The organism is Mesorhizobium sangaii, assembly GCF_014207355.1.
Taxonomy (GTDB): domain Bacteria; phylum Pseudomonadota; class Alphaproteobacteria; order Rhizobiales; family Rhizobiaceae; genus Mesorhizobium; species Mesorhizobium sangaii.
In genome coordinates, this window is record NZ_JACHEF010000002.1 from 452,203 (window position 1) to 467,315 (window position 15,113).

The window sequence follows — 15,113 nt, forward strand, 5'->3', positions numbered from 1 at the left end:
TTGTGAGTGGAAGCTGACCGTCATGGCGATGACCGCCGTGGCGCGGGAGACTGTTTTTGCCCTGCGCCGCCAGATCGCGAAGATCGAGGGAACGCTGCCCGAGCGCCTGCAGGCGCCGGCCGCCGCGGCCCCTGATGCTCGCGTCGACGCCGGTCCCAGCATCGATGTGACGATTGTCCGCCGCGGCGTTGCCGCGGCGCTGCCGGATGCGTTCCTGCCCACCGGCGTCGAACGGCTCGATGCCGCCCTGAGCGGCGGCCTGCCGAAAGCCGCCTTGAGCGAAATCCATGGCATTGAAACCCGCGATGCCGGAGCCGTCGCCGGCTTCGCTCTGTCGCTCACAAGCCTGATCCTCAAGCAGACGCAAGGGCTGCCGGTGCTGTGGATCGGCACATCGGAGATTTTTCGCGAGGCCGGCTTTCCCTATGCCAGGGGGCTTCATGCCTCGTTCGGCATCGAACCCGAGCAATTGCTGTTTTCCGAGGCGCCAAAACTTGTCGATGCGCTGTGGGTCGCCGAGGAGGCTGCCCGGATGACGGCGCTCGCCGCCGTCATCCTCGAGATCCGCGGCAATCCGCAGCGGCTCGACCTGACCGCGACGCGCCGGCTGCATGCCCGGGCGCAGAGTGCCGGCCGGCCGGTGTTCCTGCTGCGGCAGGCCGCCGAGCCCGAACCGACCGCCGCACCCGTTCGTCTTATCGTCGCGTCGGCGCCGGCAGTGCCGCGCGACACCATTGCCGGGCCGCTCGCCGGCTCGATCGGCCGCCCGGCCTTCACCCTCACCATCGGCAAGAGCCGCACGGCCCTGCCTGGACAATTCACACTGGAGTGGAACCCCGATGAACGCGCATTCGATGAAAGAAGGGGCGAGGAAAGAGCAAAGAATCCTGTCGCTGTGGTTTCCCTATCTGGCGGTCGAAAGGATCCTGCGGCAGCGTCTGGGGCGGTCCTGGCGTTCCCGCCCATCGGATCACCTGCCGCTGGTGATCAGCCACCGCAAGGGCAACGCGCAGCGCATCTCGGCCCTCGACGAGCGGGCTGAGGCGCTGCACCTGAAGCGCGACATGGGCATCGCCGATGCGCGCGCCATGCATCCGTCCATCGACATCGTCGAGGCCGACCCGCAGGCCGACCGCCGCCTGCTCGAAGGCCTTGCCGACTGGTGCGACCGCTACACCCCGCTGGTGGCGCTGGACGCAACGGACGGCCTGTTTCTCGACGTCACCGGCTGCACCCATCTTTTCGGCGGCGAACGCGCCATGCTGGACGACATCCTGTCGCGGTTCTTCCATCAGGGGTTCGATGTCCGCGCCGGGCTTGCCGCGACACCAGGGGCGGCCTGGGCGGCGGCACGCTTTGCCAGTGACCGCATCGTCGCCGGCGGCGAGGAGGAGGCGCTGCTCGCACCCTTGCCGTTGGCGGCCCTGCGCATCGAGCCGGCGACCCGCACCAGCCTGGAGAGCGTCGGCCTGCGCACGGCGGGCGCCGTCATGGCGGCACCGCGCGCGCCGCTTGCCCGCCGCTTCGGCGCCTCGCTGCTTTTGCGCCTCGACCAGGCGCTTGGCCGTCTCGACGAAGCGGTGTCGCCGCGCCTTCCCGTCGCACCGCTTTCGGTCGAACGTCATCTCAGCGAGCCCGTCACCCTGACAGAGGATATCGAACGGCTGGTGGGCATGCTGGCGGCGGCATTGAAGATCGACCTCGAGCGCCGTGGCGAGGGCGCCAGGATGCTGGCGCTGCTTTTGTTTCGCGTCGACGGCGCCGTCAGCCGCATCGCCATCGGCACCTCGCGGCCCATGCGCGAACCCCAGCTGATCCAGAAATTGTTCCACGAACGGCTGGCCGCGCTCGAACAGGATATCGATGCCGGCTATGGCTTCGATCTGGTGCGGCTTTCGGTGCTGACGGCCGCCGCCTTCGACACGCAGCAGGCCGATCTTGCCGGCGAAGTGACCGACGACGGCGCCGATATCGCGCTGTTCGCCGACCGCATCCGCGCCCGGCTCGGCGACGGCGCGGTCCTGCAACCGGTCACTGTGGAAAGCCATCTGCCGGAGCGCGCCGTCGCCACGATCCCCTTCACCGAGGCCCCGCGTCGGACCACGCCGCCGAAGAAGCCGGACCGGATGCAGGCGCCGATGACCATCTTCCCGCCGGAACGGCCGATCCGGCTGTTCCGCTCGCCCGAACCCATCGAGGTGCCGGCCACCGAAATGCCGGAGGGCCCACCGTTGAACTTCCGCTGGCGGCGCGCGCTCTACCGGGTGATGCGCGCCGAGGGGCCGGAACGCATCGCGGCGGAATGGTGGCGCGAGGCCGCGAGCGACGAGGCGGCATCGACGCGCGACTATTACCGCATCGAGGATGCCGACGGCCGCCGCTACTGGCTCTACCGGCAAGGCCTCTATGGTGGCTCGCAAGTGCCGCCGCGCTGGTTCCTGCATGGGGTCTTCGCATGAATGCGCTGACCGTCATTCCCTATGCCGAATTCGGCATCCAGTCGAACTTCTCCTTCCTGCGCGGCGCCTCCAAGCCGGAGGAACTGGTGGTCGCCGCCAAGCTTTTCGGCTTTTCCGCGATCGGACTTGCCGACCGCAACACAGTGGCCGGCGTGGTGCGCGCCTGGCAGCAGGCCAAGGTCGAGACGCTCTCCTACCATCCCGGCTGCCGGCTGGTTTTTGGTGACGGCACCCCCGACATTCTCGCCTATCCGCAGGACCGCAAGGGCTGGGGGCATCTCTGCCGCATGCTGACGCAAGCCAATCTGCGCGACGAGAACGAAAAGGGCGCCACCCTTCTCCAGCGCGAGGACTTGCTTGAATGGGGGGACCTGATGTCGCTGGCGATCCTGCCCGATCTGATGGCGGGGGCGGAAGACAGTCTCGCCTTGCTTTGTCAGCTCAAGGAACGTTTCGGAAGAAATCTCCGCCTGGCCGTTTCGCCGGACTATGCGGGCAATGACCGTTTCCGGATCGAGCAGGCAGCGGCGTTTGCCGAGAATGCCGGGATCCCGCTGATGGCGACCAACGACGTTCTCTATCACACGGCCGAACGGCGTCCGCTGCAGGACGTGCTGACCGCGATCCGCCTCAACACGCCCGTCGCCGAGGTCGGGCTACAGCTGGCCGCCAATGCCGAGCGCCATCTGAAGCCGCCGATGGAGATGGCGCGCCTGTTCCGCAGGCATCCGCAGGCGCTGGCCGAGACCTTGCGCTTTGCGCAGGAGCTGACCTTCTCGCTCAGCGACCTCCAGTACAACTACCCCGACGAGCCGACGGAGTCCGGTCTCGGGCCGCAGGCAGAGCTGGAGCGGCTGGCGCGGGAGGGGGCGGCCGACCGTTATCCGGCGGGGGTGCCTGCGTCCGTGACCACGCGCATAGCGGAAGAGCTCGCTCTGATCGAGCGGCTGAACTACGCCCGCTACTTCCTGACGGTCTACGACATCGTCAAGTTCGCCCGCAACCAGGACATCCTCTGCCAGGGGCGCGGTTCGGCCGCCAATTCGATCGTCTGCTTCTGCATCGGCATCACCGAAGTCGGGCCGGACAAGATCGACACGCTGTTCGAACGCTTCATTTCCGAGGAGAGGAACGAGCCGCCGGATATCGACGTCGACTTCGAGCATGAGCGACGCGAAGAGGTGATGCAGTACATCTATACGAAATACAGCGCCAAGCGCACGGCACTCGCCGCCGCCGTCATCAGCTATCGCGGGCGCTCGGCGTTGCGCGAAGTGGCGAAGGCAATGGGCCTCTCCGAGGATGTCAGAAGCGCATTGTCGAGCACGATCTGGGGCTGGTCGACCTCGGAACTTGGCGAGAAGGAAGCCCACGCTGGCGGCATCAACCGCGCCGACCCGCTGGCAAGACTGGTGATTGAGCGCTCCAACGAGATCATGGGCTTTCCCCGTCATTTGTCGCAGCATGTCGGCGGCTTCGTCATCACCAGGGACCGGCTCGACGAGATCGTCCCCATCGTCAAGACGGCGATGGACCAGCGCAAGATGGTCGAATGGGACAAGGACGATCTCGACGCGGTGAAGATCCTGAAAGTGGATGTGCTGGCGCTCGGCATGCTGACCTGCCTGCAGCGTGCCTTCGCCCTGCTAACGGATCACTACCCAAACGCGCGGGATGACTATGGCCGGCCTTATGTGCTGGCCACCCTGCCGCCGGAAGATAGGCAGGTCTATAAAATGATATGCCGCGCCGACACTCTCGGCGTCTTTCAGATCGAATCGCGCGCGCAGATGTCGATGCTGCCGCGTCTCAAGCCAGAAAATTTTTACGATCTCGTGATCGAGGTGGCGATCGTGCGGCCGGGCCCGATCCAGGGCGACATGGTTCACCCTTACCTGCGCCGACGGCAAGGCAAGGAAAAGGCCGAGTATCAAAAACCAGAGCTGGAGGCGATCCTCAGCAAGACACTTGGTGTGCCCCTGTTTCAGGAACAGGCGATGAAGATCGCCATCGTCGCGGGTGGTTTCAAGCCGGGGGAGGCCGACGAGCTACGCCGCGCCATGGCCACCTTCAAGCGCACCGGCACCATCGGCAATTACCGCCAGCGCATGATCGACGGCATGATTGGCAAGGGATACACGAAGGACTTCGCCGAGCGCTGCTTCAAGCAGATCGAGGGTTTTGGCGAATACGGCTTTCCCGAAAGCCACGCCGCGTCCTTCGCCCTGCTCGTCTATGCCTCCTGCTGGTTCAAGACCTTTTATCCCGACGTGTTCTGCGCCGCGATCCTGAATTCGCAGCCGATGGGGTTTTACCAGCCGGCCCAGCTCGTCCGCGACGCGCGCGACCATGGCGTCGACATCCGCAACGTCGACGTCAATTTCTCCGCCTGGGACTGCACGCTGGAGGAAGCATCTTTCGATCCGGCCCGCATCCTCCCGCGCCATGCCGAAATGCGTGGTGTCATCCAGACGGATCATGCGCTGCGGCTCGGCTTCCGCCAGATCAAGGGCCTTTCCAAGGAGCGCATGGAGGCTTTCGTCAAGCGGCGCGGTGACGGCTACGAGTCGGTCAGGGATGTCTGGCTGCGCTCCGGCCTCGATGTCGACGAGATCGAAAAGCTGGCGCAGGCCGACGCCTTCCGTTCGCTTGGCCTCGATCGTCGTGAAGCCTTGTGGGCGGTGCGCGCTCTCGACGGCAAGAGTGCCGCTGAAAAGCTGCCGCTGTTCGACCAGCCGGCGATCCGCCTGCGCGAGCTCGAGCCCGAGACGAAGCTGCCGAAAATGCCGCTCGGCGAGCATGTCATCCATGACTACCGTTCGCTCGGCCTGTCATTGAAGGCGCATCCGGTCGCCTTCCTGCGCGAGCGGCTCGACCGGGCCGGCGTCACGCCCAATGCCGGATTGCCATCCGTGCGCGATGGCAGGCGTGTCTCCGTCGCCGGCCTCGTGCTGGTGCGGCAGCGCCCCGGCAAGGGCAACGCGATCTTCCTGACGCTGGAGGACGACAAGGCCGTCGCCAACATCATCATCTGGCAGAGAACCTTCGACCGCTACCGACCCGTCATCATGGGCGCCAGGTTCGTCCGCGTCACCGGCAAATTGCAGTCGGAATCGGATGTCATCCATATCGTCGCCGAGAAGATCGAGGATTTGACGCCCTGGCTAACCGTGCTCCTGGAGAAGGTCAGCCAGGCCAGCCTGCCGAGCGCCGGCCCTGCGGACCACCCCGTCAGCGGTCCGGATCGCAGCCCCGGGCCACGCAACGCGGCGATCGGACCGGACCTCGCAACGCTCTCGGAAGAGGCGGAAAGTGTCATGCCCAAGGGACGCAATTTTCAGTAGTGCAGGGGGGCGAACGCGGAGCGGAACGCCGGCGATCCTTCGCGCCCCCCTCTGTCCTGCCGGACATCTCCCGCTCAAGGGGGGAGATTGAGCGCTCAGCCGATTTCGCCAATCACCGTCGCCGCAAAGCGAGTGGAGCGCTTAAGCTGCCGATCTCCCCCCTTGAGCGGGAGATGCCCGGCAGGGCAGAGGGGGGCGTTGTCCCGCAGCCGCTGACAATCTCGCCACCCTTCAAGACGGCCCGCTCAAACGCGGCGGCGACAACACATCCTCGACGGAGAGCGTCCGCGCTTCCGAAGGCAGCATGATCGGGATGCCGTCGCGCACCGGATAGGCGAGCTTGGCGACCCGGGAGATCAGTTCGCCACGCTCCGGATCCCAGGTCAGCGGCCCCTTGGTCAGCGGGCAGGCCAGCAGCTCCAGCAGCTTGGGGTCGACATTGACCTTCTTCCCGTCACGCCCATCCGCCGCCATCGTGTCCTCTTCTTAAGTGTCGGGTCAGTGTCGGGCCCAAGATGTGTCGAGAGCAAGGTCAGGCCGCCAGCGCAGGAAACTTGTCGTCTGCAGCCCGGCTGAATATCGACGCATCTTACTGCAAGCTCGAACCAAAATCCTCGTTCTCGCGTGCCAGCGCCATTTCGGTGATGGCGATCAGCGTTTCGGCCCGTGTCTTCAAATCCGCCGCTTCGAGCAGCGCCTGTTTCTCGGCCGGCCCATAGGGCGCCATCATCGACAGCGCGTTGACCAGCATGGCATTTTCGGCCCGGCTGACGCTTTCCCAGTCGGCCTCGAGGTCGTTGGCCTGCAGATAGGCGCGAAACGCCTTGAGCAGCGACGGCCGGTCGATCTCGTTCGCCGCCTGGTCCTCGTCGAGATCGGCCAGGAAGGGCGCCAGCTTGCACTGGCGAAACGGCGTCTTGACCGTCAGCTCGTGAGCAACGCGGAACCGGCACACGCCCTGCAGCGAAATCAGGTAGCGGCCGTCGCCGGTTTCAGAAAAGGCGATGATCCGTCCGGCGCAGCCGACATTGCAGAGCTCCGGCTCGCCGTCGTCGCGCAAGGCGCCGTCGAGGCTGGGCTGGATGATGCCGATGAGCCGCGAGCCCGCGATGGCCTCGTCCACCATCTGCAGATAGCGCGGCTCGAAGACGTTGAGCGGCATGCGGCCGCCCGGCAGCAAAAGCGCACCCTCGAGCGGAAAGATCGGGATCGTCGACGGCAAATTCTTGGCGAGCCGGTAATGCGCGTTTCCCGCTTGCACCTCATTCCTCCGATCGCTTCCACACTGAAGCGCTGACCTGACCTCTGGTAATCTGGCGCGATGGCCGTCGGCCGCAAGCCCGTACGGCCAACAATCGGTAACCGGCTCAGGAAAACAGCAGCGACGACAATTTGCGCCGCGCCGCAAGTGTCGCCTCGTCGGTCATGCCCCAGGCCTCGAACAACTGCAGCAATTGCGTCTTGGCGCCGTCCTCGTTCCAGGCGCGGTCGGCCTTTATGATGGCCAGCAGGTTGTCGGCCGCCGCCGTGCGATCGCCATTGGCGTTCTGGATCATGGCCAGATCGAAACGCGCCTGATGATCGCCGGGGTTCTCGGCCAGGCGCCGCTCGAACTCGGCCGGGTTGCCAAGCGCTGCCGCTTGCGCCGCCAACGACATCTTGGCGCGCAGGGCGGCCAGCGGCGGCGCATCCTTCTTGGCCTCAGGCGCGGTTGCCAGCAACGCTTCGGCACCCTCGATGTCACCGGCCTCGAACAACAGCTCGCCCAGCCCGCCAATCGCCTCGACCGTCTCCGGCGCCTGCGCCAGGATGGCGTCGTAGATGTCGGCCGCCGTCTGCATGTCGCCGGCCTCGCGCGCCTCGGCTGCCGCGGCCAGGGCCTCGGCCACCGGCGGCGCACCATTGCCCTTGCCGCCGACCTTGGTGATGAATTCGGCGATCTGGCTCTCCGGGATCGCGCCCATGAAGCCATCGACCGGCTGGCCGTCCTTGAAGGCGATGACCGCCGGGATCGACTGGATGCCGAGCTGGCCGGCGATCGAGGGATGGTCGTCGATGTTCATCTTGACCAGCTTGACCCTGCCGCCGGCGGCCTTGACGGCCTTCTCCAGCTGCGGCGTCAGCTGCTTGCATGGCCCGCACCACGGTGCCCAGAAATCGACCAGCACCGGCTGGCGGCGCGATTCCTGGATGACGTCGGCGGCAAAGGCGGCGGTCGTCGTGTCCTTGATGACATCGGTGGCCCCTGGGGCGGCAGCCGGTGGCGCCTCGCCAAGCGCGGCTTTCGCGCGCGGAGCCTCGGTTCCACCATACTGCACGGTGGTGGAATATTGGCCGCCATGGCTGCCAAACGGATTGTTGTCGCTCATCTCTCTACCCTTCCGTGGCGCGGCCGCCGGCGGCCAGGCGCTTTCAGACAATCTGACTTAAGCCATCCATGTGGCGATCACGCGGAGACTTTCAAGATAACAGCATCGTGCCCGGTTGCCTCGACGAATCTGATCAGGTCCGCCGCCGCGACCGACGTCGTCGCCTCATTGGTCAGCGGATGCGCGTTGATCACCGCATGGTCCATCAACGCCTTGTCGAGAACCACCTTGACCCGGCCCGCACTGTCGTTGACCAGGCCGAAGACCGTGACCGCGCCCGGCGACACACCGAGCAGTTCCATCAGCATCTCCGGCTTGCCGAAGGAAACGCGCCCGGCGGCGCCGATCACCTGGTGGATCTGCTTCAGGTCGACGACCGCGTCCTCGCCGACAGTGACCAGGAAGAAATTGTCCTTCTTGTCCTTCAGGAACAGGTTTTTGGTGTGCCCGCCGGCGATTACGCCGCGCAGCGCCTGCGAATCGGCAACCGTGAACAGCGGCGGATGGCGCCGCGTCGAGGCAGCGATCCCGAGTTCGGCAAGAAATTCCATCAGCTCAGCTTCGGTCTTCGGCATCGGTTTTGTCTTCGTCCCGTTTCCTGCCAAGCCGTTTACGGCCAATGGGGCAGCCGACACAAGACCGTCATGCGACATCGCGGCGAGCGCGCCCGCCGCATAGCAAAATGCCTGACATTTCCCTGTTGCAATCGCCGCGCTCTTCAGCCATATAGGCCCGGCTTGCGGCCAAGACGCCGTGTGAGCGGGTGTAGCTCAGGGGTAGAGCACAACCTTGCCAAGGTTGGGGTCGAGCGTTCGAATCGCTTCACCCGCTCCAGTTTCCTCTCGGGGAATCAAGCGATTAAGAGGCGCCCTTCGGGGCGCCTTTTGCTTACAGGGCCTTGCGAACCGGCACTGTAGCGGCGCAAGTCTATTGGGCGACTTGGGACACGGCTGACATGAGCTCCTGCGGGCTTGGCGCCCCAAACATATATCGCCCACCCTCTGGAACCTCCGTGAAGCTCCAGCGGACGATCCCCTGCCGGTCCAGCAGGAACTGACCGACCAGTTGTCCGTGTCCGGTTGCCATCATCTGCTCGTCGGCTTCGGTCAGTTCGTAGTGGTCCCTCCTGTCGAGGATTTCGCCGGCCGCCAAAGGGTCCATAGGACCGGGCAACTCGCCTGGCATGTCGATCCGCATATCCTTTACCGCCGCCATCGAGACCTTGTACGGCCAGTTCGTCTCGTTTTGGGTGAATTCGAGATTGGGCAGTCCAAAAGCACGATGTGAAGCGCGTTCAGGGTCGGATGCCGCAAGCAGATTCGGCATCGGGTGGTAGCGGAAATAGAGTCGCGCCCGTTCGATCGGCGTGTTGACCACCGTCAGGCTCCCGACGCCCTTTTCGCGCAGCTCCGGATCAAGCCGCGCCTGGGCGGCGATATGGCGCCGGCAAAACGCACAATGCAGACCTCGAAACAGACCGACCAGCACCGGTTTTTGTCCACGAAAGTCGTCAAGCGCGATCTTGCCTTCCTGGGTAATGGCGTCGAGTACCAAGTTCGGCGCGCGGTCGCCCGGTTGAAGCGGTACCAAGTCACGAGGCGCGGACATTTCAACCTCCCACCCGGCTAATCGAGAAAAGGCAGCACCACAAGCGCTTCCGGGTCGAGCCCGTGCTGGGCGCATATATCCTGCGCCAGGGAAAAGTAGCGCTCGGCCTCGGCCAGATTGTCGAGGTCGAGGTTAAGCGTTGCAAGACCATCATAGCACGGAAACAGCAGTTGGGGTTCGCCCGTTTCGTGGGCTACGTCCAGGGCTTCGTGGAACAAGCCGACCGCCAGCTCCGGACGGCCGTTGCACTGGTGGATCTGCCCAAGCACGATCAACGGCACCGGCAGGTGCTCGCGCTGGTCGAGCGCGCGGTCGATCTCGATGGCCTTCTCGGCAGCAGGGACGCCCTCCGTTGGACAGCGATCCGTGAAAGTACAACAAGCGACCGCCAGATTGGCGAGGAGGCGCGCCTGGAAACCCAGATCGCCAATATGGCGCGCCACTTCAAGACCGCGCCGGCAGACCGCCATCGCCTGTGTCGGATCGATGGTCGTGTAAAGCACCCCGAGATTGGTGTAGCCGCGGCAGGCCGCGCCCAACAGACCGGCGGCTTCGGCCAATTCAATGCTACGCTCGACCTGACCCACGGCTTCACGGTTTCGCCCAAGGCGAGCCAGCGCGACCGCCTTGGTATTGAGGGCCTCGGCGGTCACAAGAGTGGCATCACGCCCGGCCTCGGAGACATGCTCCGTTGTCAGCGTGGCTACGCAATCCAGCGCGGCATCCGCCCATTTTGCCGCGAGCGCGTGATCTCCGCTACGGAACGCCTGCCGGCCACGCTCTTGCCACAGATGCGCCTGTTCGATCGGGGCATCCGCTCCATCGAGGAGCGCTGCCGCTTCGGCATAGCGCGATTCTGCGTTGTCGCGCTTGCCGACGTCCCAGAGCAGCCGACCGATCTTACGCAAAACGCGCGCCGAAGCGACACGATCGGCTGACTCGCGGTAGGCCTGCAACACCGTCTCGTAGTGGTGGTGCGCGATCTCGCGGCGGCCTGCCGGGCCGCTCAAATCGGCAATGCGCTCTGCAATCGCCAGTTTGAGCGGTGTTTGCCCGGTCGTGCCCAACGCAGTCAGTGCCCGCTCGTAGAAACGAAGGGCGTCGTCGTTGGCGTAGATCATGCGAGCGCGATCGCCCGCCGCCTGCAGGTAGTGCGCGCCCTTCTCCCGCTCGACGCTCTGTGCGAAATGATGACCGAGCACGGTCAAATCCTCGAGCCGTTCCGGTCTGGCGCCGCACAGCTGCTCCAAGGCGGCACCGACCCGCCCGTGGATGTCGGTCCGGCGTTGCAGGAGCAGATTCTGGTAGATCACGTCCTGCAGCAATGTTTGCGTAAAGCGGTAGCTTTGCGACGAGACCGAGCCTGATCCGGCAACTTCCTCGATGATTTCCGCATCGCAAAGCAGTTCGCAGCCAGCTTCCAGCCGGCCGGGGTCGGCTGTCACGGCTTTCAGAAGTGAGGCATCGAAGCGCGGACCGATCACCGCGGCTTCCTGGGCCAAACGGCGCACCTCTTGGGGCAGCCGGTCGACGCGGGCAAGCAACATTGCCTGGATGGTGGCGGGAATGCCGGTTGCGGCTTCGCCTGCCACATTGCGCCATCGCTGGCCCTCGCGCACCAGGACACCGCGATCGATAAGACCTCGAACGATCTCCTCCAAGAAAAGCGGGTTGCCGCCCGCGCGTTCGAGGATCTGGTCGACAAGCGTTCCCGCGGAGTTTACCCAGCTTTCGCCGAAAAGCGCCGCCAACAGGCTGCGCCCTTCATCATGGCTGAGCGGCGAAAGCCTGAGCGCTGTGTGACTGACCCGACTTGAGTCGAGCTGGCCGCTGTCCGGCCCCGGACGATGCGTGACCAGCAACATCAGCCGCGTGCGTTCCAACCTGTCCATCACGAAACGCAGAGCCTCGAGCGACACGGCGTCAGCCCAATGTAGGTCTTCGACGACGATCAACAGAGGCGACAACGCAAGCCGCCGTTCGATGATCGTGCGGACTGCGTAGAGAATTTGCCGCCGCAACTGTTCGGGCTCGACATGCTGCAGGGTGGCATCGGGGTCGCCAAGGCCAAGCACATGGTAGAGCAAGGGCATCAGCCGCTTCGCCTCCTCGCCCTGCAGGCCGAGATCGGTCAACAAGCCAGCGAGCTTGCCCCGCATTTCGTCGCCAGTGTCGTTCTGCATCATCCCGGCAGCGCTGCGCACCACTGCGCCCAAGGCGCCAAATGATCGTTCGCCCAGCGGTGAGCACGTGGCCTGCCGCACGGCGAGGTTGCGAAAACGATCCTCGTCGCCGACGCGGGCGACGAACTCCTTCACCAGCCGCGATTTCCCGATACCGGCTTCTCCAACGAGGCGGACAAGTTGGGCCGAGCCGCCGCACGCCTGGTCAAGGCCCGCCAGCATTCTGTGCAGCTCCGCATCACGGCCTATCATCGGTGCGCTGAGGCCGAGCGCCTCGAGCCCACGCGCCGCACGCGGTGCCGCAAGCGGTGCATCCAGCCGATGGACGAGCACACTGCCAGCCTTGCCGCGAAGCACGACATCACCCAGCGGCTCGTAGGAGAAGGCATGCCGGGTCAGCCTGTGAGTGAGCTCGCCCACCAGCACCTCACCCGGTGCTGCCAGCGATTGCAGGCGTTGTGCCGTATTCACGGTGTCGCCGGTCACCGAATAGGATTTGGCGGTGCCGATGCCCAATCCGCCAGTGACGACCGGACCGGTGTTTATGCCGATGTGCAGCAACAGGGGCGAGCCTGAGTGGGGGGCGCTTTCACCGAGGCGCGCCGTCCGGGCGATCATGTCGAGAGCGGCGCGAAGCGCACGTTCCGGATCGTCCTCATGCGCGACCGGCGCCCCGAACAGAGCGAGCAGTGCATCGCCGATGAATTTGTCGACGAACCCGCCAAAGTTTCGCACGGCCGCTGTCAATTCCTTGAACAGTTCGTTCTGCAGCGCCTGCATGACCTCCGGGTCGAGCTGCTCGCTGAGTGTCGTGAACCCGCAAAGGTCGGCAAACAGGACCGTCACCGTCCGGCGATCGGCGTCGGAGACGGGTTGCGACCCATCTTCGCTTTCGATGTTCGCAAGCAGCGACGGCGTTCGAGAAGGCGGCACGATGGTCCGGCTTGGTGTCGGAGCAGGCCGTTCGACAGCTTTTGCGGCCGCACCGACGCTTGCCCCGCATTTCGGACAGAACTCGAAATCAGGTGCGCAGGGGTAGCCGCAACTGGCGCATGGTACGGGCTGGCGCTTGCCACACCTCGGACAGAAAGCGTATCCGCTCTCAACCTCGAAACCGCAGCCCGAGCAGTCCATCGACGAGACCTCACTAGGGGCCGTGGCGGCGTGATTCCCCACGCACGGTCACGACCAGGGTATTCACAAGGATGAACCGTTAGGCGTCGACCAGCAAGCGGCAGCGCAAATCGGCATCGGGCGATCCGTGTGGATCCCGGGCGGAGGGCTGCCGATTCGGGCGGCTGCATAGCCGTCGTTTGCGAAAGTTCCCTCTTACCCTCCGTCTTCCTGCTATTGTGGGGACGAGGAGACGGACCGATGAGCGAGAATCGCAAGCTGGCCGCAATCCTGGCTGCAGATGTCGTCGGATACAGCCGGCTCGCGAGCGCGGACGAAGATCGTACCTTGGCGAGGTTGCGGGCCCTGCGCAGCGACCTGATCGATCCCATCATCGCCGTGCACAACGGGCGGGTGATCAAACGCACCGGGGATGGGGCGCTCGTTGAGTTCCGCAGCGTGGTGGATGCCGTGCGCTGCGCCGTTGAGGTTCAGAATGGCATGGTCGAGCGCAATGCCGGTGTGCCCCAGGACCGCCGCATCGAGTTCAGGATCGGTATCCATCTGGGGGATGTCGTCGAAGAAAGCGACGGCGACCTGATGGGCGACGGTGTCAACATCGCTTCGCGTTTGGAGGGCGTCGCGGCGCCCGGTGCCATCTGCCTGTCCGAGGATGCCTATCGCCAGGTCAAGGCGAGGCTCGACCTCTCGGTCAGCGATCTGGGCAGCACGCAGCTCAAGAACATCGCCGAGCCGATCCGGGTCTATTCGCTGCAAGTCGGCAGCGCCGGGACCAGGGCAGTCGCGACCTCGGAAACCGCGGGCCGGCCGGCGACGGCAGCGCCGCCGAAGCTGTCGATCGCCGTCCTGCCGTTCGCCAACATGAGCGGTGACGCCGAACAGGACTATTTCGCCGACGGCATCTCCGAGGACATCATCACGGCGCTGTCCAAACTCTCGCAGCTCTTCGTCATCGCGCGCAATTCGTCGTTCACCTTCAAGGGCCAGAACGTCCATGTGCAGGAGGTGGGCACGAAGCTCGGCGTGCGGCATGTGCTTGAGGGCAGCGTACGCAAGTCGGGGAACAGGGTGCGCATCACCGCGCAGCTCATCGATGCAACCTCGGGCGGCCATCTTTGGGCGGAGCGGTTCGATCGCGAGCTGACCGACATATTCGCCGTGCAGGACGACGTGACACAGCAGATCGTCGGTGCGCTGGCGCTCAATCTGACTGAGGGTGACCGCCAGCGGCTGGCGCCCGAGCACCCGCGCAACGCGGAGGCGTATGACTGTTTCCTGCGGGGCCGGGAGCTGTGGCACCGGCTGACGAAGGAGACCAACGTCGCAGCCCGCGACGTCTTGCAACGTGCCATCGACCTGGACCCGACGTTTGCCTCTGCCCACGCTTTCCTCGCCCTCACGCACGGACTCGATTACCTGAACAGGTGGAGTGCCTCGCCGCTGGAATCGATGGCGCAAGCGGAAGAAGTCGCAGAACGAGCGGTAATGCTGGATGACAGCGATCCCTGGGCGCACTGGGCGCTGGCCATAGCCAAGCTGTACACACGACGGCAAGATGGGGCCATCAATGAGGCCGAGCAGGCGATCGTCCTCAATCCGAACTTCGCCGAAGGACACGTCATCCTCGGCGAGGCGCTGTACTATTCGGGCAGACCCGAGGAGGCCCTCGAGAGTTTCGCCCGGGGGAAGACCTTGAACCCGTACTTTCCCGATGTGCTTCTGCACTTCCAGGCTTTGGCCAAGTTTCAACTGGGAAGGTACGAAGAGGCCGTCGACCTCTTGCTGCAACGGCTGGCTCGCAACGCTGTCACCGACGTCTCGCGCGCGCTTCTGGCCGCCTGCTACGGCCATCTCGGCCGTTTCGCCGAGGCCCGCGCGGCATGGCAGGAGGTGCTTCGCCTCAATCCCGACTATTCCCTGGAATACCGTCGCAAGGTCTTGCCCTACAAGAACCCTGCCGATTTCGAACTCGTGGTGGACGGGCTCCGTAAGGCCGGTGTCGTGCAATGACAGGTG

At 65.0% G+C, this 15,113-nt stretch carries 10 protein-coding genes and 1 tRNA gene; 5 read left to right on the forward strand and 6 right to left on the reverse strand.

The window, feature by feature from the left end:
* Positions 1–22 precede the first annotated feature (22 nt).
* The 3 genes from HNQ71_RS34825 to HNQ71_RS11400 are packed head-to-tail and all read left to right on the forward strand — an operon-like array spanning position 23 to position 5,803.
* The gene (locus HNQ71_RS34825; RefSeq protein ID WP_246461466.1) at positions 23–1,042 is read left to right on the forward strand and encodes an ImuA family protein; all 1,020 of its coding nucleotides are present in this window, start codon (positions 23–25) and stop codon (positions 1,040–1,042) included.
* Complete coding sequence (locus tag HNQ71_RS11395) at positions 984–2,459, forward strand: DUF6504 family protein (RefSeq protein WP_343068145.1); 1,476 nt, start codon at positions 984–986, stop codon at positions 2,457–2,459. The genes HNQ71_RS34825 and HNQ71_RS11395 overlap by 59 nt, the downstream gene beginning before the upstream one ends.
* Positions 2,456–5,803: an error-prone DNA polymerase gene (locus HNQ71_RS11400; protein ID WP_184872673.1), complete on the forward strand. Its 3,348-nt coding sequence runs from the start codon at positions 2,456–2,458 to the stop codon at positions 5,801–5,803. The genes HNQ71_RS11395 and HNQ71_RS11400 overlap by 4 nt, the downstream gene beginning before the upstream one ends.
* Before the next feature lie 231 nt (positions 5,804–6,034).
* Here HNQ71_RS11400 and HNQ71_RS11405 read toward each other — a convergent pair whose 3' ends face one another.
* The 4 genes from HNQ71_RS11405 to HNQ71_RS11420 all read right to left on the reverse strand — a co-directional run bounded on the left by HNQ71_RS11405 (position 6,035) and on the right by HNQ71_RS11420 (position 8,747).
* Complete coding sequence (locus HNQ71_RS11405; protein ID WP_184872674.1) at positions 6,035–6,277, reverse strand: Trm112 family protein; 243 nt, start codon at positions 6,275–6,277, stop codon at positions 6,035–6,037.
* Between the two features lie 115 nt (positions 6,278–6,392).
* Positions 6,393–7,064, reverse strand: a complete 672-nt coding sequence (locus tag HNQ71_RS11410; protein ID WP_184872675.1) for an LON peptidase substrate-binding domain-containing protein — start codon at positions 7,062–7,064, stop codon at positions 6,393–6,395.
* Between the two features lie 106 nt (positions 7,065–7,170).
* Positions 7,171–8,172: a thioredoxin gene (gene trxA / locus HNQ71_RS11415; protein ID WP_184872676.1), complete on the reverse strand. Its 1,002-nt coding sequence runs from the start codon at positions 8,170–8,172 to the stop codon at positions 7,171–7,173.
* A gap of 77 nt (positions 8,173–8,249) precedes the next feature.
* Positions 8,250–8,747, reverse strand: a complete 498-nt coding sequence (locus HNQ71_RS11420) for a prolyl-tRNA synthetase associated domain-containing protein (protein WP_184872677.1) — start codon at positions 8,745–8,747, stop codon at positions 8,250–8,252.
* Between the two features lie 184 nt (positions 8,748–8,931).
* Here HNQ71_RS11420 and HNQ71_RS11425 point away from each other — a divergent pair.
* Positions 8,932–9,006 (forward strand) — tRNA-Gly (locus HNQ71_RS11425).
* A 93-nt stretch (positions 9,007–9,099) separates the two neighbouring features.
* On the opposite strand, the gene HNQ71_RS11430 is transcribed toward HNQ71_RS11425, so the two are convergent.
* Positions 9,100–9,780 carry a redoxin domain-containing protein gene (locus HNQ71_RS11430; RefSeq protein ID WP_184872678.1) on the reverse strand — a complete coding sequence of 227 codons (681 nt, stop codon included), beginning with the start codon at positions 9,778–9,780 and terminating at the stop codon, positions 9,100–9,102.
* Between the two features lie 17 nt (positions 9,781–9,797).
* Entirely contained in the window at positions 9,798–13,097 is a 3,300-nt protein-coding gene (locus HNQ71_RS11435) for an ATP-binding protein (RefSeq protein ID WP_184872679.1), read from the reverse strand.
* 240 nt (positions 13,098–13,337) lie between these two features.
* Between HNQ71_RS11435 and HNQ71_RS11440 the strand changes: the two genes are divergently transcribed.
* A complete protein-coding gene (locus tag HNQ71_RS11440) occupies positions 13,338–15,107 on the forward strand; it encodes an adenylate/guanylate cyclase domain-containing protein (protein ID WP_184872680.1) in 1,770 nt (589 codons plus the stop codon).
* Positions 15,108–15,113 lie beyond the last annotated feature (6 nt).

What these genes read in the sequence shown, in the direction of transcription:
- trxA (WP_184872676.1), bottom strand. Translation starts at nt 8,172, where the DNA reads ATGAGCGACAACAATCCGTTTGGCAGCCATGGCGGCCAATATTCCACC.
- HNQ71_RS11430 (WP_184872678.1), bottom strand. Translation starts at nt 9,780, where the DNA reads ATGTCCGCGCCTCGTGACTTGGTACCGCTTCAACCGGGCGACCGCGCG.
- HNQ71_RS11400 (WP_184872673.1), top strand. Translation starts at nt 2,456, where the DNA reads ATGAATGCGCTGACCGTCATTCCCTATGCCGAATTCGGCATCCAGTCG.
- HNQ71_RS11405 (WP_184872674.1), bottom strand. Translation starts at nt 6,277, where the DNA reads ATGGCGGCGGATGGGCGTGACGGGAAGAAGGTCAATGTCGACCCCAAG.
- HNQ71_RS34825 (WP_246461466.1), top strand. Translation starts at nt 23, where the DNA reads ATGGCGATGACCGCCGTGGCGCGGGAGACTGTTTTTGCCCTGCGCCGC.
- HNQ71_RS11440 (WP_184872680.1), top strand. Translation starts at nt 13,338, where the DNA reads ATGAGCGAGAATCGCAAGCTGGCCGCAATCCTGGCTGCAGATGTCGTC.
- HNQ71_RS11435 (WP_184872679.1), bottom strand. Translation starts at nt 13,097, where the DNA reads ATGGACTGCTCGGGCTGCGGTTTCGAGGTTGAGAGCGGATACGCTTTC.
- HNQ71_RS11420 (WP_184872677.1), bottom strand. Translation starts at nt 8,747, where the DNA reads ATGCCGAAGACCGAAGCTGAGCTGATGGAATTTCTTGCCGAACTCGGG.